This is a genomic window from Ligilactobacillus sp. ESL1201 (assembly GCF_058503265.1).
In genome coordinates this window covers 1761315-1783195 of record NZ_CP196362.1, presented here as the reverse complement: position 1 = coordinate 1783195, position 21881 = coordinate 1761315, and the positions used below count along the sequence as shown (strand labels likewise).

The following is a 21881-nucleotide window of genomic DNA, read 5'->3' as shown; positions in this document are numbered from 1 at the left end:
GTCTTACAATGCTTAAAAATAAAAAATCACTGTTTGGAATAGCGTTAGTCGCACTGTTGATGTTAGTCATGACGGGTTGTGCTCATAAGGATACTGACAATAGTGTTACCAAGATTCAAGATAAAAAAACGTTGGTACTGGGAACTTCCGCCGATTATCCCCCGTTTGAATTTCCGATCGTTCAAAACGGTAAAAAGCAGATCGTAGGTTTCGATATTTTACTGGCACATAAAATTGCGGATAAGTTAGGGGTGAAGTTAAAGGTAGTCAACATCGAATTCCCGTCACTAATTTCAGAACTGAAAAATAATAAAGTCGATATGGTAATGGCAGGAATGGTTTCGACCACACAAAGAAAAAAAGTGGTACGTTTTTCCGCGCCATACTATGAAAATAAAAGTCAACTATTAGTGAATAAGGTTAACGAAAATAAGTACACTACCAAAGAAGCACTAAAAGGGCAAACCGTCGGTGCGCAGCAGTCTACCAGTCAAGAGACGGTCGCTAAAGCGCAACTGCCAGGGACTCATTTAGTCAGTGAGTCCGTGGAGACGGGACTAACGACGGAATTAAAGGAAGGCAAGATCGCTGGCGTCGTGATGGATAAAGAGGTAGCTCGTAATTACGTCCATAAGCAGCCACAAAATTACGCAATCTCACCGATCAAATTGCAGACACCTAAGAGTGAAGGGGACGTTAACGTTGCGTTTCGGCCCGCCGATAAAAAATTGGCAGCTAAAGTCGATCAGGTGATCAAACAACTGCAAAAGAGTGGCGAAATGGATAAATTGTTACAACAAGCACGGCAGTTGCAAGATCAAAGCAACTAACTGTAAGGAGGCAACGGAATGTTTGGTTTTATGAAGCACTATTACGGCTTGTTTTTACAGGGGACCGGACTAACGATCATCATCTCTATTGTCGGTATTTTATTAGGGGTAATTTTAGGACTGGTGATCGTGTTGCTGGAACGTTCCAAAGTGCGGGTCTTGCATTATTTGGGAAAAATCTACGTGTCGGTGGTGAGAGGCACACCGTCGATGATCCAAGTCATGCTGATCTACTACGCTTTATCTAAGGGACTGCAGCTTCCCCAGATCCAGGTTTTAGGCTCTGGGTTAGACCGGATCATTCCCGGGTCGCTTGCTTTAGGACTCAATTCCGCGGCCTACACGTCGGAAATTTTTCGGGCGGGAATCGATTCGGTCGCTGTGGGACAAACAGAAGCAGGACTATCGTTAGGATTGAGTAGTCATCAGACCTTGTTTTTGATCGTCTTACCCCAGGCGGTGCGCAATATTTTGCCGGCACTCGGAAACGAATTTGTAACGCTGATCAAGGAGTCGTCGGTGCTATTTTACATCGGAGTCCAAGAAGTGACGGCACAAGCACTAGGAGTCGGCGGCACGCTGTATAACTTTATTCCACCGCTGCTGGTGGCCGCGGTGATCTACTGGGTGTTAACGACGATCATTGCCAATCTGTTACATTTGGTGGAGTTAAATTTCAATAAGGCAGGGCAGCGTAGTTAGGATGGAGGAAAAGATCAATGTTAGCTAAAAAATGGCAGCACCCAGCGCGTAACTTGATGGCAGAAATTGGGCGGAGTGCGGCGCTGATGAATAATATAGTCGATTTGTCGTTGGGGGACCCGGACGTGGCGACCCCGCAACCGGTGATCGACGCGGCAATCGCTGCGTTACAGGCGCACAAAACGCATTACACGGCCTCTGACGGCCAACCAGAATTTTTGCAGGCGGTCGTTGACTTACACGAATCCGTTTTTCACCAACACTACCAGCTGGCAAACGTGCGTGCGACAGTCGGGGCCAGTCACGCGCTGTATTTAGCGCTAGGAGTTTTGCTGGATCCAGGAGACGAGGTCATAGTGTTAGCACCGTATTTTTCGCCGTATCCCGACCAAGTGGAAGCGCTGGGCGGTAAACCAGTGATAGTTGCTTGCCGTGCAGAACATGATTTTCAACCGCAAAAAGAAGACCTAATAAAAGCAATCACTCCTAAAACCAAGGCGATCATCGTCAATAGTCCCAATAACCCAACGGGCGCGGTCTATGATCTCAGCGTGTTACGGGAGCTCGTGGAATTGGCGCGGGAAAACGACTTGTATCTACTGGCGGATGAAGTTTACTGGCCGTATGTGTTTGGCGCTCACGATTTTATTTCGCTGGCGAGTTTGGCACCGGAACGAACGCTAGTCGTCGGTTCGTTATCTAAAATTTTAGCGATGACCGGAGCGCGGTGTGGTTATTTGTTAGGACCAAAAGAAGTCATCGCGGCGGCGGGATTATTTAACGAAAGTGTCTGTTACACGGCACCGACGATCGCGCAGTGGGCGGGAGTTTACGGGCTAAAACATTTAAACGAGCTGACCCCTGCCTTACAGCAAACCTTTGCGGCGCGGCTGGATTATTTAGCTAGTGAGCTAGGAAAGATCTCGTGGCTTAAAATGATGCCCGTTTATGGTAGTTTTTATCTCTTTGCCGACATTACTCAGACCGGCATGGATGATGTGGCATTTAGCGAATACTTATTACAACAAAAACGGATCTTGGTGATCCCCGGCCAGGCGTTTGGTACGGCAGGCAAGGGTTTTATCCGCATCGCGGCTACTCAACCATTGGCACAATTAAAGTTAGCAGTTCAAGGTTTGCAGACATTACAGATAGGAGTAAACAATGACTAAATTATTACTATATAATATTATGGACGACGAGCAACCAGTCGTTACGGCATGGCAAAAAAGTCATTCCGACGTGCAGTTAACAACCAATCAAGAAGAGTTAACGCCGACTAGCGTCCAACAAGCGGCGGGCTACGATGGCATTTTATTACAACAAGATGATCCGCTCGCGCCAGCAGTCTATCCGCGTTTGCACGAACTAGGGATCAAGCAGATCTCTTTACGGACGACGGGCTATGATATTATTGATTTTGACTTAGCTCGTAAAAACGAGTTGACGATTACCAACGTGCCCGCTTACTCGCCGCGTTCGGTCGCAGAATTAGTTTTAGCCCACACGATGTGGCTGTTGCGTCATTTAAACAAGACGGCGATTCGGGAAAAACGAGGAGATTTTAGCTGGACGGGGCTGCAAGCCCGCGAAATTCACCAGTTGACGGTGGGAATCATTGGAGCCGGCAAAATTGGCAGCGAAGTGGCTCGGGTCTTTCACGCGTTAGGTGCGCGGATAATTGCTGCCGATCTCGTGTATCGTCCGGAGCTAAATAGTGTTTTAACTTACGCTGACCACCAGACGGTTTACCAACAAGCAGACATTATTACGGTGCACACACCATTATTGGAAACGACTAGACATTTGATAAACGCCGCGGCTTTTGCTCAAATGAAAAGCAGTGCGATTTTTATCAACGCTGCTCGCGGGGCGGTCGTCGATACGCCGGCCTTACTGACTGCGTTGCGGACTCACCAGATCGCTGCTGCAGGGATCGATACGGTAGAAGGCGAGGCGGGCATTTTTAGTAAAAATTATACTGGCAAGAAGCAGCCTAATAAATATATTGAACAGCTATTGGCATTAGATAATGTGACTTTAAGTCCTCATATTGGTTTTGATACCGACGTGGCCGTGAAAAATATGGTTGAGATCGCACTGACCGACGCGTTAAAGGTGATTGCTGGTCAAAGGAGCGGTCACGAGGTTGAGAAGTTGGGTTAGTTTTCCCAACTTCTTTTTTAATGAAGAAATTAATTTAAAAATTCGCTTACATTAGCCGATAGTATAAATGGAAGGGAGGTGATTAACATGCTTAACGGAATTTCAAATTACAGTAGTGTGCCACCAGTAACGCCTAGTACTAAAACTATTGCTGCGCAAAAGGAAGTAAAGCAAGTCGCTGCGGCTAAGCCAGACCAACAGGTAGAAACGACGAACACGCCGGACTTTGACAAAATTTTTGCGAATTTTCATCATCCAGACACAGTGAAAGTTTTAGAAAAACAGGCGTTAAGTATAGCTGATAAGTATGGTTTTAAGTTTAAAAAAAATGCTGACTCATTGACACCTGAAATGGTAACAATGAATGAAACGGAAGGCCATGGTCATGGTGCTTTTCTTTCGATATATGAAGTCGATCAAATTTTTCAATTCGACCAAAACACACAAGATCCGCTATTAACAATGTTAAAAAATGGAGAATTAAATGATTTTAATTTTGCAGATATGGGGACTATGAGGAACTTTTTAGCTGATAAGTATGGAATTAAATACGACACCAATCAAGAATTAGCAGCTTTGAAAAATATTTATGATGATGCTGTGTCTGGCGATAATACTGATAAAAAGTTAGAGGTTTATGATTTTGCGGCTTCCACGGCTGATGATATATTATCGCATGATAATATATTTTCTGAAGACAGTGATCAATTAGGAATTGAGACTGCGCAAAAATTTACATCGGTAGGTACGATTTTCAATGAAGGGTTAAAGCAAAACGGATTTTTTAAGGATATGGGTCAGGATTTAGCCCAGCAGTTACAGGATTCAATTCAAAAAATAGCCGATAGTGTGGACGAAGCTCGGAATAATTTGGTGACGATCGAGTTTAACCATCAGTCACACGACGCGCTTCAAACCGAATATGATTCAAGCGTGGCGGCATTGCAGTATTTACGCGATAATTTGGTGCCCAAAGATAAGCAAAAGTCTTTTGATGACGTGTTTGACCAGTACCAACAAATGTTGGGTCAGCGGGTGTACTATTATCGCAACTACGAAGAAGGCGCAGGTCAGTTACTGTATCAGATCAACAAGTCTGGGGCTAATTTTCACCCGTATGATCCGACAGAGTCTAAGTTTTTGGATCACATGGATAATATTAACAAGCTGGATACTTTGCCACACACGACTGAACAAACGAAGTCCTATCGTGACGTAGTCAAAGACATTTTCAGTAGGTTACAAAAAACTGACACAAGTGTGTTGCAGTTGTTTGATGAGCTCAATAAGGAGCAAGAGAAGTACTATACCAATAACAGCAAAGATAAATCATTTCTTGACCTGTACGAACAGACCAAGGTCGGTAATTTTAAGCAGATGGAAAGCTACTGGACGAATTTGAAGACTGTGGTGGAACAAGTAAATGATAAAACAGAAAAGGCTGAATAATTTACCGTCTAGCTTACCAAGAACGTCAGTATACAGGCTGGTAAAACCGGTTCAAAATAGTTACACAAAAAAAGGCTGGGACAAAATTCATTTTGCCTCAGGCCTTTTTGGTATTTCCGTAAGTCATAGTATTAATCGCATTCGTCTAAACAGCAGTTTGTGCTTAGCTACTAATTGTTACTTTGCCACAAAAACTGCCCGATCGCCCGGTCGACTTGCTTATTTTCGTGCAACTGACTGTGCTGTCCTTTTTTGCCGTTGATCTGGAGTTCCTGATAGCTACGGTAACGGCCGTGCAGTAAAAAGCGCAGTGAACGTGCCGAAACGGTGGTGACATCTCCGTCGGAATTCGTCCCGTTATGCAAGTTGCCGTAAATATTAAGGACCGCAACACCTGCGGGATAGTTATTTTTGTGGGCCAGTAGGTAACGGTAGTCGCTGTCTTGATATTTCGGTTGGCCGGAAGCTAGCAGGTAATTATGATTTGGGCGGTCGTCGATGCCCACGATTCCGTCAAAGTGCCCGGCGATATTGACTTGTTTGTTTAGTTGGGGCAGTTTTTGGTTGGAACCGTATTTAACTTGATAATACATAGTAGTTAAATTACCCATTGAATGGGAAACGGTGTTATAACGTTTGATATGGTAACGCTGTTGTAGCAGGACGATCAGGTTGTAATACCAGTGGCTAGTCGTTTGAAAGTTGTTGTTTTTATTGGCGCTAAATAAGACTTGGATCAGCGGGTGTTGTGCGCCCTTAGGCCAGTGTCCGTGTAAGGTGACTTGGCCTTTAGGTGATACCCGGGCTATCAAAACCTTGGTAGCGTGCTGGTGCTTGACGGCGTAAGCAATCATGCCGTCGGCGGAGCGGTACCCGGCGCCATAACCGTGTAAGTATAGGGTAGGAATACTGGCGGAACGATCGGCATGTTGGGGAAGCCGGCGAATGGCTAGGAGCCCTGCTAGTAAGACGACGATTACTACAATTATTGGCCAAAATTTAAAATGGTGTGAAGATTTGATTTGTTCCATCTGATTTTCCTTCTTTACTATGCGCCAACGGTTAAAATGTTTCATAGTCATGCTACCACTTAAAGTGAGGTCGAAGTCAAATTACTTTAAGCGCGCCCTTTAATAAAAGCAATTTCTACCGATATATTAATCAAAGACTAAATTGTGAGGTGGTAACATGAATCCAATCAGAGAAACGCGGGGCTTTTATTTGAACCAAGTCATGCAAAAAACGTTGACGGCAAGTACGGATGCAGCCGTTAAGAAGCAACGAACAGCCAGCAATTGGCGCGCTGATCGTCGTGCGGCGGAAAAAAGAAAAGAAGTCCAGACGCAAAATGCGGGTATGGGCGTAATGCTTGATCCTAAAATGAATCACAACTACCACTATAATAGTGAGCAAGTTCCGGTCAATGCGATCGAAGAGGCCGGTAAAAAGGTAGAAAATCAAGCCGAGTACCAAAAACAATTACGGGCCCAACAAGAACAGCAACAACTGCTGTTGGGGCAGGTACCGACGGATTATTACGCGTAGGGTTAATTTAAGTGAATAAGTAAGAGGGAGCCAGTGCAAAATTACTTTTGTTCCGCTCTCTTTTTTTGATTTAGTGTTGTCCAATTTTGGGGATTGAGGTCGTCTTTATCATTGGCTTGCAGCTCTTCTTCGTAAAGTTTTTTCTTGCTAGCTAAATAATCAACGCGTGTTTGTGCTTGTTGCAATTGTTGGACGGCCTTTTTTTGTTGCTTCAATATTAATTGGTAGCGTTGAGGTAAGGTACTTTTTCCTGCTAAACATAGATTGACGTATTTTTTGACATCTTTGATACTCATTCCCGTTAAGCGTAGGTAGTGGCAGCCTAAAAGCCAGTTTAAGGCACTCTTGTCAAAACGACGGTGGTTGTTGTGGTCACGTTTAACGGTGGGGACTAACCCTTGATCGGCGTAATAGCGCACGGTGTGTTCTGAAAGATTGAGTTTTTGTGCAGTTTGCTTGACGGTCAGCATTTAAAATTCCTCCCAAATTAGCTTGACTTCGTGTTACTCGCAGGTCTTAAACTAAGTATATGCTAACTATTTGAGGAGGTAAAGATGATGATCGCTAATGTTACGTTGAACAATGGAGTTGAAATGCCTCAAGAGGGCTTCGGAGTTTATCAAATTGATGATTTGGCTACCTGCAAGCAGGCTGTCATGGATGCGCTGGAAGTTGGGTATCGTTCGTTAGATACGGCACAGGCTTATCATAACGAGGAAGCTGTAGGTCAAGCAATTGCAGAAAGTCCGGTCAAGCGGGAAGATATTTTTTTAACGACCAAAGTTTGGCTGACCAACTATGGTTACCAAAAAACGAAGGACTCGGTTATCGAGTCGCTGCGTAAATTGCAAACGGACTACTTGGATTTAGTTTTATTACATCAACCATTTAATGATTATTACGGTGCTTACCGGGCATTGGAAGATTTATATGATGAAGGTAAAGTGCGGGCAATCGGTGTGTCCAATTTTTATCCTGACCGCTACGTTGACTTGGTGAAATTTAACCGGATCGTGCCGGCAGTTAATCAAATGGAGACCCATGTGTTTAACCAGCGCCAAGAAGACCGCCAGTACCTGGCAAAATATGGCACCCAACTAGAATCGTGGGGGCCGTTTGCTGAAGGACGCAATGATTTTTTCACGAATCCCACGTTAAAGCAGATCGGTGTTGCTCACAATAAAACGACTGCGCAGGTGGCGTTACGTTACCTGGTTCAACAAGGAGTGGTGATCATTCCTAAATCAACGCATAAAGAACGGATGGCTGAAAACATTGCTATTTGGGATTTTGTACTTACAGAAGATGAATGTGCAGCAATCAAAAAATTAGACCAAAAGCAGAGTTTATTTTTTGATCATCGTGATCCAGCAGCAGTGGAATCCATTATTGGACTTGAATAATAATGAAGAAAATTTTTCTACCGAAATGGGAATTTCCAATAGTGTAGACACAAAAAACCGTGACGCTTGCCGCCACGGCTTTTTGTTATTTGTTGATGGGTGGCCAGGGGTTCGAACCCTGGACCCACGGATTAAGAGTCCGTTGCTCTGCCAGCTGAGCTAGCCACCCAAAAAACTAACAGTAATATTATGCCAGAAAATGCAGCCAAAAACAAGACTAAAAAAATAACACCTTGAAACCGAATTCTAAAAGTGCTATTTTAAAGCTAAATGAAAACCATTCTCAATTGAATTTAAGTTAATTCTTAACTGGAAGTGATGGAGCAATGTTTTTAATACAGGCAAAACGGCAGCAAAAATACGTGATCAAGCAAGTACATAGTGCCCACGAGACTACACTACACTTAGCAGAAATGGGTGTTAGTAAAGGAAAGCTCGTGACGATCGTGAGCGCTCAAGATAGTGGGGTAGTAGTTTATTTGCAGGGACAACGCCTGGCGATCAACGCGCAATTAGCCGCCCAAATCGAGGTATTGCCGTTGACAGGGACCGCACAGCAGGTGGCTTTGTCGCAGTTAGCACTCAAGAAAACTGGCATCGTGGTTAAAATCACGGGGCGCCCAGAGGTAAGACACAGGCTGATGGAAATGGGCCTGACGCGTAATACGGTAGTGCAGTTGTACCAGATGGCGCCGTTGGGCGATCCGCTAGAATTGCAGTTGCGCGGTTATAAGTTGAGCCTGAGAAAGGCGGATGCTGCGCAGGTTATGGTCCAAAAGGTGGAGTTATGAGTGTTGTAGCGCTGGCGGGAAATGCTAATAGTGGTAAAACAACACTTTTTAACGAACTGACGGGTGCAAAGCAGACCGTTGGTAACTGGCCGGGAGTGACAGTCGAACGTAAATCAGGGCGGTTGAAAAACAGTCAGGAGATCACTATTTTAGATTTACCCGGTATTTATTCCCTGTCTCCTTACACCCTAGAAGAGCGGGTCTCGCGCAAGTATTTGGTTGAACAGCGGCCGGATCTGGTCATTAACGTCTTAGACAGCACTAATTTAGAACGTAATTTATATTTGACGTTGCAATTGCTGGAGACGGGATTACCGCTGATCGTGGTGTTAAACATGCAAGACTTGTTATTAAAACAGGGGCGCAAAGTCAATTTGGCTAAGTTGTCGTATCTTTTAGGCGTGCCCGTGCTGGCCATTAGTGCCACGCAAAAGCAAACCGTTAAACAATTAGTCAAACAACTCCACAAAAGTGTGCAAGAACCACCAACTTACGCACCGCTCAAATACGACCCGCGCTTGGAAACGAGTTTGGAAATGATCGGCGATCAACTGGAAGGACAAGTTCAAGCGGCGCAGTTGCGTTTTTATGCCATCAAGTTGTTTGAAAAAGATCCGGAGATTCAAGAGCAGTTACAGCTGACGGCGGCCCAAGAAAAAGAAATTGCGGCGACCATTGCGACTAGCGAAAAAGTTTTTGCAGATCAAAGCGACAGCGTGGTGATCAACGCGCGTTACGAACAAATCGCCCGGATAATGGCGATGTGTGTGACTGACCGGGCCGATTTTCAGGCGAGCGTAAGTGATCGCATCGACCGGGTCGTGACTAATAAATGGCTGGCATTGCCTATTTTTGTCGTGGTGATGTGGGCGATCTATTACTTATCGATCCAAACGATTGGAACGCTCGGGACAGATTGGATCAACGACGTTTTGTTTGGTAAGTATTTACCCGCTGCGGCTAGTATGATCTTGAATTCTTGGCATGTCCTGCCATGGATGCAAGGACTGATCATCGACGGTATTATCGGTGGCGTAGGTTCGGTGCTGGGATTTTTGCCACAGATCATGATGCTTTTTTTATGCCTGGGGATCGTCGAAGATTGCGGCTACATGGCGCGGATCGCGTTTGTGATGGACCGGATCTTTCATAAGTTTAACCTCTCTGGTAAATCGTTTATCCCACTGCTGATCTCAACTGGTTGTGGGGTGCCGGGGATCATGGCGACGCGCACGATCGAGTCGCAAAAGGATCGTAAAATGACGATCATGCTAACGACTTTCATGCCCTGTTCCGCTAAATTAACGGTGATTGCGCTGATTTCGGGAACGTTTTTCCCTCACCACAGTTGGGTGGCCCCTTCTGCGTATTTTGTCGGGATGTTAGCGGTCGTAGGCTCGGGGATCTTTTTGAAAAAAACGAAGGTCTTTGCCGGCCCGCCACAGCCATTTGTAATGGAACTGCCAGCTTATCATTTTCCCCAAGCAAAAAATATCGTTCGTTACGTGTGGTCGCGGTGTCGCAGTTTTGTAAACAAGGCGGGGACGATTATTTTCGTTTCGTGCGTAGGCGTTTGGTTTTTGGCCAGTTTTAATTTACGCTTACAGCCGGTCACGCAAAATCACAGTATCTTAAAAATACTAGGAAGTCTGGTAGCGCCGGTATTTGCTCCGTTGGGATTTGGTGATTGGCGGGCATGTGTCGCTGTTTTGACGGGCTTGATCGCCAAGGAAAATTGCGTCAGCACACTTAAAATTGCTTTCGGCAATCCCAGTGCTCATGAATTTGTGCGGGTGTTAAACGCTGCTTACACTCCGATGGCGGGTTACGCTTTTTTAGTTTTCAACCTGTTGTGCGCGCCGTGTTTTGCCGCGATCGGAACGATGTATAAGGAATATGGTGACAAGAAGTGGACGTTACGTGCGTTAGGTTACCAGACGACTTTGGCGTACCTGGCGGCTTTGACCATTTACCAGTGTGCGTTACTGGTGAGCGGCACGTTTACGTTAGCGAATGTGCTAGCGGCGCTATTAGGGATAGCGCTGATGTTGTATGGTGTTTTGTTCAAACAAGATTACGCTAAACGTCACGTTTTGACGTAAGGAGGAGTTCAAATGATTGCGACTGTTATTTTAGGGATCATTATCTTTGGCTTTTTTGCGTGGGTAATTTACCGGCGTTTTATCAAGGGACACGGCGCGGCGGGTTGCCATTCGTGCGACGATGTGGGCTGTCCGTTAAAAAAGAAGCTGTGAAACAAGTAAGTTGCGGAACAAAGTGCTTAACAGTCGAGGACTAGCCTAGACCAACAATAAGTCGGGCTTGGACTTGTTGTTGGTCGTAGCTAGACACAGACTGTTGCTTTGTGGAGCACGATTATGCAAGTTGTGAAGTAAGGCGCTTAGCTATCCTGAGCTAACCTAGGCCAACAATAAGTCGGTTTAAGACTTTTGCTGGACGTAGTTAGATCAAGATAGCTGCCTTACGGAGCACGATTAATCACCTGTAAGTTAGACTGCTGACTTGTTGAGCGTAATTAAGAAAAAGCTACGGTTGAGGTCGTAAATTAAACATAATCTTAAGCAACCAAAAAGGAGAGCGCGATATTTGCCGCGTTCTCCTTTTTGGTTTTTTCCATATTAATAGTTTTAAAAATTAAGTTTAGTTTGTGCCGGCGTCGTTTCAACTAATACCTTACCGTGACGAATGTTGTAGAGCACGGGACGGTGTTCGTTTAGTATCTGGTAAAAATCAGTGCCGTCTAACAAGATGCAGTTAGCGGGTTTACCGACTTCGATGCCGTATTGCTCGCTTAGATGAAGTGTTTTAGCGCCGTTATAAGTGACGAAGTTAAACGAATCTTGTAGTTGCTGGTAGCCCATCAGCTGACCTGCGTAAACGCCCATCGTCAGTGGGTCAAGCATGTTGCCACAGCCTAGCGGATTCCACGGATCGGCGACGTCGTCTTCGCCAAAGGAAACGTTGATGCCCGCTTCGGTCAGTTCTTTGATCCGGGTCAGTCCGCGGCGTTTAGGATAGGTATCAAACCGCCCACCGAGGTGCATGTTGACCAACGGATTGGAAACGAAATTCAACTGGGAAAGTTGTAACAACCTCATTAATTTGTAGGCATAGGCGTCGTTATAAGAGCCCATCGCCGTGGTGTGACTGGCAGTCACGCGGTCGTTTAAGCCCGTCTCGTAGGCTTGAGTAGCCAACACTTCGAGATTGCGCGAATTAGGGTCGTCGATCTCATCGCAATGGACGTCTACTAATTTATCATACTTAACGGCGAGGTCGACTAAAAATTTGACCGACTCGGCACCGTATTCTTGGTTAAATTCGTAATGGGGCACGCCCCCGACGGCGTCCGCCCCTTCTTTAACGGCTTGTTCTAATAGCTCTTTGCCGTGGGGAAAAGAGAGGATCCCTTCTTGGGGGAAAGCGACCAGCTGTAAGTCAACGACATCGCGCAGCTCTTCTTTTAGCTCTAGTAAGGCCTGTAAAGCGATCAGGTGCGGGTCGGTGGTGTCGACGTGACTACGCACGAACTGGATGCCGTTTGCGACTTGCTTTAAGATCGTTTTTTGGGCGCGTTCCTTAACGTCTTTGATACTCAACGATTTCTTGCGTTCGGACCAGATCCGAATTCCGTCAAACAGAGTCCCACTTTCGTTCCATTCGGGTTGTCCCGCCGTCAGAGTAGTGTCTAGGTGAATGTGGGAATCGACAAATGGTGGTAACAAAACTTTGCCAGCGCCAGCGATGACTTTTTCACCGGGCTCGGGTGTCAGTTGGTCGGCGATGGCCGCAAACTTATGGTCCGTGATCCGGACATCTTGGGTTTGCTGGTCATTATTGATACGGACATTTTGCAGTAACATGAAAGTAGCCTCCTTTTTATTCGTATCTATTCTACACTAATTTTGCCAAAAGGAAATGATTAATTAAAATAAAGTAAAAAGACAATATTTCAAAATCAAAGTTCGTTATTTTATTTATTTAAATCTTAAAACAGGAAAAATATTCGGATTTTACCTTGAAGAAGAGCCGTGGGTTTGCTACAATAGGTGCGGCCGTTAGGGTTTAATAGCGGTAATCTAATAGTTGAGGTGAATCAAATGGCAGCGATAGTTGTTGTTGGTAGTCAATGGGGCGACGAAGGAAAAGGAAAGATCACTGACTTTTTAAGTCAAAAAGCAGATGTCATTGCGCGGTCACAAGGCGGAGATAATGCTGGACATACGATCGTATTTGAAGGACAAACGTACAAGTTACGCTTGATCCCTTCCGGCATTTTTTACAGCGATAAGTTGAATTTGATCGGCAATGGGGTAGTTGTTAACCCGAAGTCGTTGACCCAAGAGATCCAGGGATTAAAAGACCGCGGTATCTCAGTTACTAACCTGCGTATTTCTAATCGCGCACATTTGATTTTACCTTATCATATTATCCTAGACGGCTTACAAGAAAAAGCGAAAAAAGACGATAAGATCGGTACTACTAATCATGGGATCGGTCCGTGTTACATGGATAAAGCAGCGCGGGTCGGCATTCGGATGGCCGATTTGTTAGAAAAAGACACGTTCGCCACGAAATTACGCGAAAATTTGGACCAGAAAAATAAGATGTTTACCAAACTATATGACTATGATGGACCGGAATTGAATTTTGATGAGATCTTTAACGAATATTACCAGTACGGTCAAGAACTAAAACAGTACGTGGCAGATACTTCGGTGATTATTAATGATGCGTTAGACCAGGGCAAACACGTTTTATTTGAGGGCGCTCAGGGAGTAATGCTGGATATCGATCAGGGAACTTATCCGTTTGTGACCTCATCTAACCCGGCTGGCGGAGTGAGCGTCGGCAGTGGTGTGGGCCCGACTAAGATCAACAAGGTAGTTGGAATTTGTAAAGCCTACACTTCAAGGGTCGGCGATGGTCCGTTCCCAACCGAATTGTTTGATGAAATCGGCGATCGGATCAGGGAAACGGGCCATGAATACGGCACGGTCACAAAACGGCCACGGCGGATCGGGTGGTTTGATAGCGTGGTAATGCGTCATGCTAAACGAGTAGCAGGGTTGACCGACCTGTGCTTGAACTGTTTAGACGTTTTGACGGGGCTAAAGGAAGTTAAGATCTGTACTGCTTACGAATTAAACGGTGAGCGTATCGACCAGTACCCGGCAAGCTTGCAAGAATTAGCAGCATGCAAACCGATTTACGAAACCCTTCCGGGATGGCAAGAAGACATTACCGGTTGTACCACGTTGGCTGAATTACCCGAAAATGCGCGAAACTATCTCCTGCGGATCCAAGAATTAGTAGGCGTTAAGTTAGCGACCTTTGCGGTAGGTCCAGATCGACAACAGACACACGTGTTAAATCAGATCTGGTAATTAGAGATATACAAAAGGTGCTGGGACAAAACAATGAGTTTTGTCCCAGGCCTTTTTAGTTTCCATAAGTAATAGACTTAGTCGCTTTGCTGCACAACGTTTCTCCTTCAATTAATGAAAATAATTCACAATATATATTTTTTACCGTTGCTAAATTAATTAAAAATATTAATATTTCAACTTTTTTGTGTTAATATATATTTGTGATTTAAAATACAATATTTGAGAGGAGAGTTGTTTGTCATGCGTTATGATTTTGATGACAAAGTCGTTATTGTTACCGGTGGTGCTCAGGGAATTGGTAAGGAAGTTGTAAAGGGAGTTGTACAAGGCGGCGGCCGTGTCGCTTTACTAGATATCAACGATCAAACTGGCAATCAGACCGCAACGGAATTGGGAGATAAAGTTAAGTATTATCACGTAGATCAATCCGACCGGCAGGAAGTCGACCGGGTTTTTCAGCAAATTATTCGAGAATATCAGCGTGTCGACGTACTGATCAACGTCGCTGGTGTCATTAGTGCTAAGTCGTTTGACGAACTGAGTCCCGCAGAGTGGGACCGGACGATCAAAATTAATCTGACCGGGCCGTTTAATACCGTTAAGGCGATCTGGTCGCATTTTAAGAAAAATGGTGGCGGCCGGATCGTTAATGTTTCATCGGTTGCCGGTAAAATTGGTGGCGGGTTATTAGGGACCGCGGCGTATGCTTCATCTAAAGCGGGACTAAACGGCTTTACTAAAGCAATTGCTAAGGAAGGCGGACCGTTTGGAATTTACGCTAATGCAGTTGCACCTTCCTTTACCCATACACCGATGACCACGGCTTTATCTGAAGATCCGGTTAAAAATAAAAAAGTGATCGGGATCATTCCCTTAGGCCGGCGCGCCGAACCCGTAGAGATCGCCCAAATGATCTTATTTTTCGCTTCGGATGCTGCCAGCTTTATTACGGGTGAGATCGGAGACGTTGACGGTGGAGTAGTCATGGATGGTTAGGAGATCATACTATGTCAGCCAGTAAAAAACATTTTTCACTTCCCGGTGGGAATATTATTATCCCGATGTTTATCGGAGCAACCATTAACAGTTTTTGGCCCAGCTTATTAAAAATCGGTGGTTTTACGACCCCTTTGGCTACTGGATCTGGTGCTTTAGTCGGTGCGTTTTTATTTATCATCGGCGGGACGATCTCGTTTAAATCGACGCCTGCAGCCGTTAAACGTGGCGGCACGATTATTATTACTAAGGTAGCCGTAGCCGTTATCTTGGGACTGATTGTCGGTAAATTATTTAACGATGACTTTTTGGGATTAAGCGCGCTTTCCATTATTGGCGCCATGTCGGGAGCTAATAATGCGATGTATGCGGGGATCGTGCATGATTTTGGCGATGAGATCGATGAAGGCGCCGTGGGGATCACGATCTTAAGTGTCGGGCCTTACGTCACTATGATTGCTTTGGCCTCATCGGGCTTGGCTTCGTTTTCAATAGTAACGTTGATTGCGACGATCTTGCCGTTACTTGTAGGTATGATTTTGGCTAATATTTTTCCGGCAGTCCGTAAGACGTTAAAAGAGGGTGTGAATGCGTCGATCGTAGTCGTTGGTTTTGCTTTAGGCTGTTCCATGAACTTCAAGCAAATTTTTGTCGGCGGAGCTTCAGGGATTTTGTTAGGCGTTGTTGTCAGCTTGGTCGGCGGAGTGATCACGATGTGGACCGACCGCCTAACGGGAGGCTCTGGCGTTGCCGGTGCTGCTATTTCTAGTACGGCTGGTGCCGCAATGGCTACTCCTGCTGCTTTAGCTGCTGTCGATTCCTCTTACAAAGCAATCGCAGCGACGGCCACCGCGCAAATTACCGCGGCGGTTGTAGTCACTGCCATTTTAACCCCGTTATTTACGGCGTGGGTTGCTAAAAGAAATCAGAAAAGAAATGCTAAGAAAACTTCTTAGGCTGGTTAGTATTGCTGAAAAGATACAAACACCTAGATCAAATTGGTCTGGGTGTTTTTTTATGGTCAAATTTTGTTTGCAAAAATAAAATCTTTAAATTTAAATCAGTAAATATTATTAGGTATAACTAATAATATTAATTAGGCATATTGAACAATTTTGTGATTAATGTTATTGTTACCGTGTAAATAGGCTGGACAAGCTTTGTGCTGAAATGAAATAAGGTTCTCGGGTATTGAGACGCAACTGAACTTATTGGCTAAAAATTAACGAATTACCAAATGATACAGGTTTGTTTAGTTATTATTTTGGGAGGAAAAATATGGTGAGCGGTAATGCAATTAGACGAGGTGACCTGTAATGAAAAAAAAGTTAAGGCAAAGATGGGGAATAATTATTACGGTCTGTGCGGCGTGCGGGTTATTGGCTGCGGGAAGCATTTCAGGACAAGCGGACGCTAATCAGGGGAGTAGTCTGGCTGCAGGTCAGAATAGTAGTAAAACGCAAAAGTCAAATACGGATTTGGTTCAAACATTACTGGCCCCGCCACCGACTAAGGCACAGAATAATCCTCAGGTTGATACTCCTGCTCCTGAACAATTAGTGCGTGCTGGAAATGATTATGCTTTTCCGTTGGTTGAAAATGGTGGAGTAGCACGCTTTTCTGATGAAGACATTCCTGCCGCCAATACGGTGCACGTCAGCACATCAAAAGAATTTATTAACGCTGTCTATCAGTGTGATCAAGCTGTAGATGCGTACAATCAAGCACATCCTGCTGATCAGAAAACGAATGCGACATTAGATATTGGGGCTGAACCTGATTATAATCAAATTATTACTAGAACGGGAGGTATTTGGGGCGGACTTGGTGGTAGAATTGGCAAGCGTGATCAGACTTCGAAAATAGAAAAAATTGTACTAGATAAGGATATTAAAGTTGATGTAACTTATCTTTTTCCTAATGAGCATACTGGTAACGGTCATGGTGATGCTAGCCCTACTAAAGTATATGATAGTTATTATGATGTTGGGATGTTGGTACGTCACCTCAATAATAATTTAGTTATTGATGGTGGCTATCAAGATAGTAATGGTAAGCTGCAAAGACATACTTTAAATATGGGCGGGATGGCCATTGATGCTTTGGACAATAATAATGGTGCTACATGGCTGTTTAAAAACCTTAGAGTTTTAGGAACTAACTGGGTTGGTTCTCCGTTATGTGTAACTACTTGGATGCAAAATCAAGATGGGAAAGTAAACGGTCCTTCTAGTGGTGCTGGTGTAAATGTCAATGCAATTTACCAAGATGTCGATTTTTGGGGTTCTCAGATGTGCTATTCGTACGCCGATAGTAATATGCATGTTTTGATGGCTGGTAACAATCATATTCACGGTGTGCCTTATACGATTTATCCTGATAAAACTCTTGATGGAAAATCTTTTGATATGCACCCTACTCAAGGAACTAGTCGTGTCGATACGGCTTTTCTCAATCAAAATGGTGGTGGTTCTTGGGGCCAAGAATTAATGGAAGTTAATGACGTTCACTTTTTCAAGGGTACTAAAACGGCAATGGAAAACTGGAACGGTATTTGTATGAATATATTTTCCAATGACAATCTTGCTGGTGTTCAAGGAAACGAAGGATTACAAGTTGATGATGATGCACATATTTTATTAAGACCTCACGGTGATCAATCCGAAAACTCTAATGGCGGTGCTCCTAATAATGTTTCATCTGGAATCAGTATGTCTTTTAAAGGAGTATCAACTCATTTAGGTAATAATGCGCACATAACGATTTTATGTGATACCGATCCAGTTACGTTGAATGCTCCAATCGATCCTAATACAGCTGATGCTAATCCGTATTCTGGGGTTCCAAGTTCGTGGGATCAACACGTACCTACTGATTCGTCTGGTAAGTTGCAGTTTAGTTTTATGCCTGAAGCCAATAATGCTCCTAGCGATCCTAATCAATACACGGTTAATGATCCGACTAAAAAGAATAATGGTGTCACTTATTTGACTGATAAGTTTTCAATCACACCCACCTTTCATGGTAATAAAAAGGGTGCTAGCAACTATAAAGACTGGACTAAAGTGGAGCCGTGTATCGGTTTTCGCTCTGCCGACGATGCGATTTTAGATGTTAAAGATATTGATAGAAATATTAACGGGCACATAGTCAAAGTTCCTACGCATGGTTCGACTTTTAAGATTGAGAGTAAGGGTGGGCCTATCGTTTTAAATAAGCCATTAGTTGATCTTTCTGGTGCTAAGGCTTACCTGGGCGATAATAATTTTGAAGTTCACAGCCAGGACTTGGGCGATTATAGCGGCAACTTGATGGATCTAGGTTCGTCGGGGCTGATCGAAGTCGGTAAGGACATGAATAGTACCAAAGATGGGATGGCCGATTACGAAAGTGATGGAGAGGCTATCGACAAAAAGAAAAATAACCGCGAAGGGGTCTTTCGTATCTCTGGCGATGGCACTAATCAGAGTAAAAATCTGCTGCACATCGCTGGAAACTACAAGATCAATTTCGGTGGTGATGGTGATAAAGCGCAGCCGACTAATTCAGACAGTTTACCTAATATTATTTTGAATGACCCAAAATTGGTTGAATTGAATTTGACTAAGAAGGCAGATATTGCCCACTATAATACGGCGGATGATTTTGTTGCTGACCCCACCCAGGCGCAAAATAACGGAGTATTGGATCCTACGTCAACTCCAAAAGATGCAATCAATGATGCGAATACCCCGGATAAAGATTCTGTTGGTGACTCTGATCCTTATGCTGCAGGGCATATTGTTGCCGGCGATAACGGCGGCGTGCGGGTCATTGAGACGGGGATCAATGCCGAAGGTTGGGGTGCTAATCCGATCACTAATTGGAACCAAGATGCTGCTGTCTATGATCGTAGTAATCCGATCGTAGTCGGTAAGTTTGGAGAAGAACGTCACCCGGACGTAGTTAAGTTAGGCGATATCGGTTTTACCAAGTACGGCACGATTTATACGACCCATACGAACCTGCATACTTCACGCGAAGGAATTCAAGAAATTGTCGGTCAGATCGTTAAAATGGTGCCTAACCCGACCGCTAATATTACGAATCCTAACGTTGATAGTTCGTTACGTAACGCGGAAGAATTTAAGCACATGGTCTTTGAGGGTAATCATCCGGGACAATTACAGTTGGCCGAGGATAATAAAGAAGATATTACGCCGCTTAATCCGACGCTTAAAGGACAAATCTATGATGATGACGAAAGTGATGGTGTTTCTGATCACAGTAGCGTGATCGACTTGTCATCTAGCACGGGTGATGAAGCTATTAAAAACGCGTTGAATACTAGAAATGCGATCGATCCTCAGGAAAACAGGGTGCCTACTAATGGTGTAACTGGTGGTTTTCCGGTGATGTACGCGTTAGTCAACGCCGATAAGTCGTTACATTTTACGATGATCAATAATACGGTGGATTCCGCTGAAAAGGGTACTCCTTTAATGTATGTAGGCTTTCAACAAGACAATCGTACTAATCCCGGTGGTGGGTTAGTTTATGACTTTGTTCCTTTTAAGCCGGGAAATATTTATTCTAAGGTCGGCTCCGGCGATTTACCGGGAATGCCTGATTTGAGTAAATATCACGATGATGCCGGACATAATGTTAATGTTACCACTACCAGTTATTTTTACCCTGAAGATATTCCGGGTCATAGTAATTACTACGACCGGGTAAATGATAATAATAAGACCGACGGTAGTTTTGATAAGACGCTGACGGCTAAAGAAATGAACTATTTTGCCGACCCGAATGGTGGGGTCAATCAGATCCAAGTGACCGGCTACCATGACTATTTGGATACCAACACCCAATCGGTCAATGTGCGCCCGTTTGGCTTACAGTGGCACCCAACTGCTAGTGACAGTAATAAATACGAGCGCGATGCCGGCTTTGCGGACAGGGAAAAAGACTTTAAGTTACCACGACTAGATTTCCAAGATGTTGCTACGGGTTCTGCCGGGGCCAAGGCTACTTTATACGCTAAAAGAAACGGCGGTAGTCCGGTCGCACTGACCAAATTTACTATTGGTACCTCAGGCAAAGCAGATTACCTCGGGGGCGATCATGCCGCAGTGAATTTAACGGACGATCTGGTTAAACACGGTGGCAAGCAAGATTATGAAATTTACGCTAAAGACGCGCAGGGAAATGTTTCTAACTCGATTATTTTACACTTGGAACTAAACTACGTCGGGGGCTATAACCAAGAATTTAAACTTACCACTTCTCAAACGGACCTGTTACATGCTGGTAACAATCGAGTAGCTGAATGGCAACGCGATTCGGTTTATCCGGGAAGCTATTATGTGACTGAAAGATTTATCAATTCAGCCGCTAATACGACGGATATCGGCTACCTTTATACCCCGGGTAAAATCGGCAAGACAAACGGATCCGGTACGATAGTGGCGGATGATGATTTAATTAGCGACGATGTACAAGGAGTCCGTCTTTTTGATAAAGATGGAAACTGTATTAGTAATAAAGTAGTGACGGGACATTCAACGACGACTCCTTACAGTCCTACTGATTTTGGTATGGCTGATTTTAGCCAGGTCAAGGAATTTGATTTTATTCGCAAAGTCAAACTCTATAACGGCACGGGAAGAGATAGTGCGGGAAACTTATTGACCAATAAAATTACCATCGGAAAAGGAAACTTTAAGGTGATCAGCAGCGATAATCACCAATCCGCCGCGGTTGAAGGTGCTGATCTGACGCTTAACCGGCGTTTGATCACTAATCCGGATACTTCTACTACTAATAATAACGCTGAGATGCCGTTTATCCCGGCCGCCGCCGCTAATTTGTTGGGCGGAAACGGGGTGGACACAAATGGAAATGAGAATCCAAATCAAATTGGTACCAACGGACAGATGCAATTTGACTATGCTTCACCGTTTAATTTCACTCAAAAGCTAAACGATAGTTATGCGCCAATTGGTAGCTCTGCTAATACGCCTACCTTAGGTGTTTTGGCACAGACTTTCTCTTCACCGATGGAAGCGGGAAAGACGATTTTGCCCGACGGGTCGTTGTCGGCTACTAATGGCAGTACTCAGGGTAATAAAGACGTGAAGGCGCCTAACTTCGTCCAGTTTTCCGACGATAGTGACGTTACCAAAGAATGGACTTTGGCGGTAGAACAGGGTGGACAATTTAGCGAACAAGGTGGTACGCACCGGCTATTAGGAGCCCGGATGAGTCTGCACGATGAAGGTGCTAATTCTTCTGGCGGAAAGTTCAGGTTGGCAGATGATAATGACGAATTGCTCCTTGTTCCCTACGCACAGACTAATCTGGGAAGCGTGGTTTCCAGTGGTTCCGGTACCTGGCAGGTTTATTTTGGTAAATTAGGCAAGACGACCGGGCAGGCTGTGCGGCTGTATATTCCGGGTGGCGTTGGTGTCAAAAATAGGCTCTTTACAACGACGTTGACGTGGACGCTGGCTAATACGGTGGCAAATGACTAAGCTGCAAAACAAGCTGCGGAACAAGGCGTTCAGTACCTGAAAAATAGCATAGAATAGCAATCAGATAAGGCTG

The 21881-nt window shown here is 44.6% G+C and carries 17 protein-coding genes and 1 tRNA gene; 14 read left to right on the top strand and 4 right to left on the bottom strand.

Annotated features, from left to right (window positions below):
• Positions 1 to 8 precede the first annotated feature (8 nt).
• The 5 genes from ACSYSK_RS08680 to ACSYSK_RS08660 all read left to right on the top strand — a co-directional run bounded on the left by ACSYSK_RS08680 (position 9) and on the right by ACSYSK_RS08660 (position 5147).
• Positions 9 to 830, top strand: coding sequence for a transporter substrate-binding domain-containing protein (locus tag ACSYSK_RS08680; RefSeq protein ID WP_491714740.1), 822 nt, complete (start codon positions 9 to 11; stop codon positions 828 to 830).
• An 18-nt stretch (positions 831 to 848) separates the two neighbouring features.
• The gene (locus ACSYSK_RS08675; RefSeq protein WP_491714739.1) at positions 849 to 1532 is read left to right on the top strand and encodes an amino acid ABC transporter permease; all 684 of its coding nucleotides are present in this window, start codon (positions 849 to 851) and stop codon (positions 1530 to 1532) included.
• Positions 1533 to 1549: 17 nt separating this feature from the next.
• Positions 1550 to 2704 (top strand): aminotransferase class I/II-fold pyridoxal phosphate-dependent enzyme, encoded by a 1155-nt coding sequence (locus ACSYSK_RS08670; RefSeq protein WP_491714738.1) that lies wholly within the window; start codon positions 1550 to 1552, stop codon positions 2702 to 2704.
• A complete protein-coding gene (locus ACSYSK_RS08665) occupies positions 2697 to 3698 on the top strand; it encodes a D-2-hydroxyacid dehydrogenase (protein ID WP_491714737.1) in 1002 nt (333 codons plus the stop codon). Before ACSYSK_RS08670 ends, ACSYSK_RS08665 begins: the two co-directional genes overlap by 8 nt.
• Positions 3699 to 3785: 87 nt before the next feature.
• Entirely contained in the window at positions 3786 to 5147 is a 1362-nt protein-coding gene (locus ACSYSK_RS08660; RefSeq protein WP_491714736.1) for a hypothetical protein, read from the top strand.
• 170 nt (positions 5148 to 5317) lie between these two features.
• Here the strand turns inward: ACSYSK_RS08660 and ACSYSK_RS08655 are convergent, their stop codons facing one another.
• The gene (locus tag ACSYSK_RS08655; RefSeq protein WP_491714735.1) at positions 5318 to 6178 is read right to left on the bottom strand and encodes an alpha/beta hydrolase; all 861 of its coding nucleotides are present in this window, start codon (positions 6176 to 6178) and stop codon (positions 5318 to 5320) included.
• A gap of 157 nt (positions 6179 to 6335) precedes the next feature.
• On the opposite strand from ACSYSK_RS08655, the gene ACSYSK_RS08650 reads away from it, so the two are divergent.
• Positions 6336 to 6692, top strand: coding sequence for a hypothetical protein (locus tag ACSYSK_RS08650; protein WP_491714734.1), 357 nt, complete (start codon positions 6336 to 6338; stop codon positions 6690 to 6692).
• Positions 6693 to 6733: 41 nt separating this feature from the next.
• On the opposite strand, the gene ACSYSK_RS08645 is transcribed toward ACSYSK_RS08650, so the two are convergent.
• Positions 6734 to 7162 carry a MerR family transcriptional regulator gene (locus ACSYSK_RS08645; protein ID WP_491714733.1) on the bottom strand — a complete coding sequence of 143 codons (429 nt, stop codon included), beginning with the start codon at positions 7160 to 7162 and terminating at the stop codon, positions 6734 to 6736.
• A 90-nt stretch (positions 7163 to 7252) separates the two neighbouring features.
• On the opposite strand from ACSYSK_RS08645, the gene ACSYSK_RS08640 reads away from it, so the two are divergent.
• Positions 7253 to 8095 (top strand): aldo/keto reductase, encoded by an 843-nt coding sequence (locus ACSYSK_RS08640; RefSeq protein WP_491715882.1) that lies wholly within the window; start codon positions 7253 to 7255, stop codon positions 8093 to 8095.
• 96 nt (positions 8096 to 8191) lie between these two features.
• Here ACSYSK_RS08640 and ACSYSK_RS08635 read toward each other — a convergent pair.
• Positions 8192 to 8264: transfer RNA gene (locus tag ACSYSK_RS08635), tRNA-Lys, on the bottom strand.
• Between the two features lie 157 nt (positions 8265 to 8421).
• Between ACSYSK_RS08635 and ACSYSK_RS08630 the strand changes: the two genes are divergently transcribed.
• From ACSYSK_RS08630 to ACSYSK_RS08620, 3 genes are read left to right on the top strand one after another with little or no spacing between them, the layout of a single operon-like run.
• A complete protein-coding gene (locus ACSYSK_RS08630) occupies positions 8422 to 8886 on the top strand; it encodes a FeoA family protein (protein WP_491714732.1) in 465 nt (154 codons plus the stop codon).
• Positions 8883 to 10988 carry a ferrous iron transport protein B gene (gene feoB / locus ACSYSK_RS08625; protein ID WP_491714731.1) on the top strand — a complete coding sequence of 702 codons (2106 nt, stop codon included), beginning with the start codon at positions 8883 to 8885 and terminating at the stop codon, positions 10986 to 10988. The genes ACSYSK_RS08630 and feoB overlap by 4 nt, the downstream gene beginning before the upstream one ends.
• Positions 10989 to 11000: 12 nt before the next feature.
• Positions 11001 to 11141 carry a FeoB-associated Cys-rich membrane protein gene (locus ACSYSK_RS08620; protein WP_491714730.1) on the top strand — a complete coding sequence of 47 codons (141 nt, stop codon included), beginning with the start codon at positions 11001 to 11003 and terminating at the stop codon, positions 11139 to 11141.
• A gap of 393 nt (positions 11142 to 11534) precedes the next feature.
• Here the strand turns inward: ACSYSK_RS08620 and codA are convergent, their stop codons facing one another.
• The gene (gene codA, locus ACSYSK_RS08615; protein ID WP_491714729.1) at positions 11535 to 12770 is read right to left on the bottom strand and encodes a cytosine deaminase; all 1236 of its coding nucleotides are present in this window, start codon (positions 12768 to 12770) and stop codon (positions 11535 to 11537) included.
• Between the two features lie 237 nt (positions 12771 to 13007).
• Between codA and ACSYSK_RS08610 the strand changes: the two genes are divergently transcribed.
• From ACSYSK_RS08610 to ACSYSK_RS08595, 4 genes are all read left to right on the top strand, one after another.
• Positions 13008 to 14294, top strand: coding sequence for an adenylosuccinate synthase (locus ACSYSK_RS08610; protein WP_491714728.1), 1287 nt, complete (start codon positions 13008 to 13010; stop codon positions 14292 to 14294).
• Positions 14295 to 14537: 243 nt separating this feature from the next.
• On the top strand, positions 14538 to 15293 hold the full coding sequence (locus ACSYSK_RS08605) for an SDR family NAD(P)-dependent oxidoreductase (RefSeq protein ID WP_491714727.1): 756 nt from the start codon (positions 14538 to 14540) through the stop codon (positions 15291 to 15293).
• Positions 15294 to 15304: 11 nt separating this feature from the next.
• Positions 15305 to 16249 (top strand): 2-keto-3-deoxygluconate permease, encoded by a 945-nt coding sequence (locus tag ACSYSK_RS08600; RefSeq protein WP_491714726.1) that lies wholly within the window; start codon positions 15305 to 15307, stop codon positions 16247 to 16249.
• A 360-nt stretch (positions 16250 to 16609) separates the two neighbouring features.
• A complete protein-coding gene (locus ACSYSK_RS08595) occupies positions 16610 to 21808 on the top strand; it encodes a WxL domain-containing protein (RefSeq protein WP_491714725.1) in 5199 nt (1732 codons plus the stop codon).
• Positions 21809 to 21881 lie beyond the last annotated feature (73 nt).

Coding starts and splice junctions, on each gene's coding strand:
- ACSYSK_RS08680 (WP_491714740.1), top strand. CDS start 9: ATGCTTAAAAATAAAAAATCACTGTTTGGAATAGCGTTAGTCGCACTG.
- ACSYSK_RS08675 (WP_491714739.1), top strand. CDS start 849: ATGTTTGGTTTTATGAAGCACTATTACGGCTTGTTTTTACAGGGGACC.
- ACSYSK_RS08670 (WP_491714738.1), top strand. CDS start 1,550: ATGTTAGCTAAAAAATGGCAGCACCCAGCGCGTAACTTGATGGCAGAA.
- ACSYSK_RS08665 (WP_491714737.1), top strand. CDS start 2,697: ATGACTAAATTATTACTATATAATATTATGGACGACGAGCAACCAGTC.
- ACSYSK_RS08660 (WP_491714736.1), top strand. CDS start 3,786: ATGCTTAACGGAATTTCAAATTACAGTAGTGTGCCACCAGTAACGCCT.
- ACSYSK_RS08655 (WP_491714735.1), bottom strand. CDS start 6,178: ATGGAACAAATCAAATCTTCACACCATTTTAAATTTTGGCCAATAATT.
- ACSYSK_RS08650 (WP_491714734.1), top strand. CDS start 6,336: ATGAATCCAATCAGAGAAACGCGGGGCTTTTATTTGAACCAAGTCATG.
- ACSYSK_RS08645 (WP_491714733.1), bottom strand. CDS start 7,162: ATGCTGACCGTCAAGCAAACTGCACAAAAACTCAATCTTTCAGAACAC.
- ACSYSK_RS08630 (WP_491714732.1), top strand. CDS start 8,422: ATGTTTTTAATACAGGCAAAACGGCAGCAAAAATACGTGATCAAGCAA.
- feoB (WP_491714731.1), top strand. CDS start 8,883: ATGAGTGTTGTAGCGCTGGCGGGAAATGCTAATAGTGGTAAAACAACA.
- ACSYSK_RS08620 (WP_491714730.1), top strand. CDS start 11,001: ATGATTGCGACTGTTATTTTAGGGATCATTATCTTTGGCTTTTTTGCG.
- codA (WP_491714729.1), bottom strand. CDS start 12,770: ATGTTACTGCAAAATGTCCGTATCAATAATGACCAGCAAACCCAAGAT.
- ACSYSK_RS08610 (WP_491714728.1), top strand. CDS start 13,008: ATGGCAGCGATAGTTGTTGTTGGTAGTCAATGGGGCGACGAAGGAAAA.
- ACSYSK_RS08605 (WP_491714727.1), top strand. CDS start 14,538: ATGCGTTATGATTTTGATGACAAAGTCGTTATTGTTACCGGTGGTGCT.
- ACSYSK_RS08600 (WP_491714726.1), top strand. CDS start 15,305: ATGTCAGCCAGTAAAAAACATTTTTCACTTCCCGGTGGGAATATTATT.
- ACSYSK_RS08595 (WP_491714725.1), top strand. CDS start 16,610: ATGAAAAAAAAGTTAAGGCAAAGATGGGGAATAATTATTACGGTCTGT.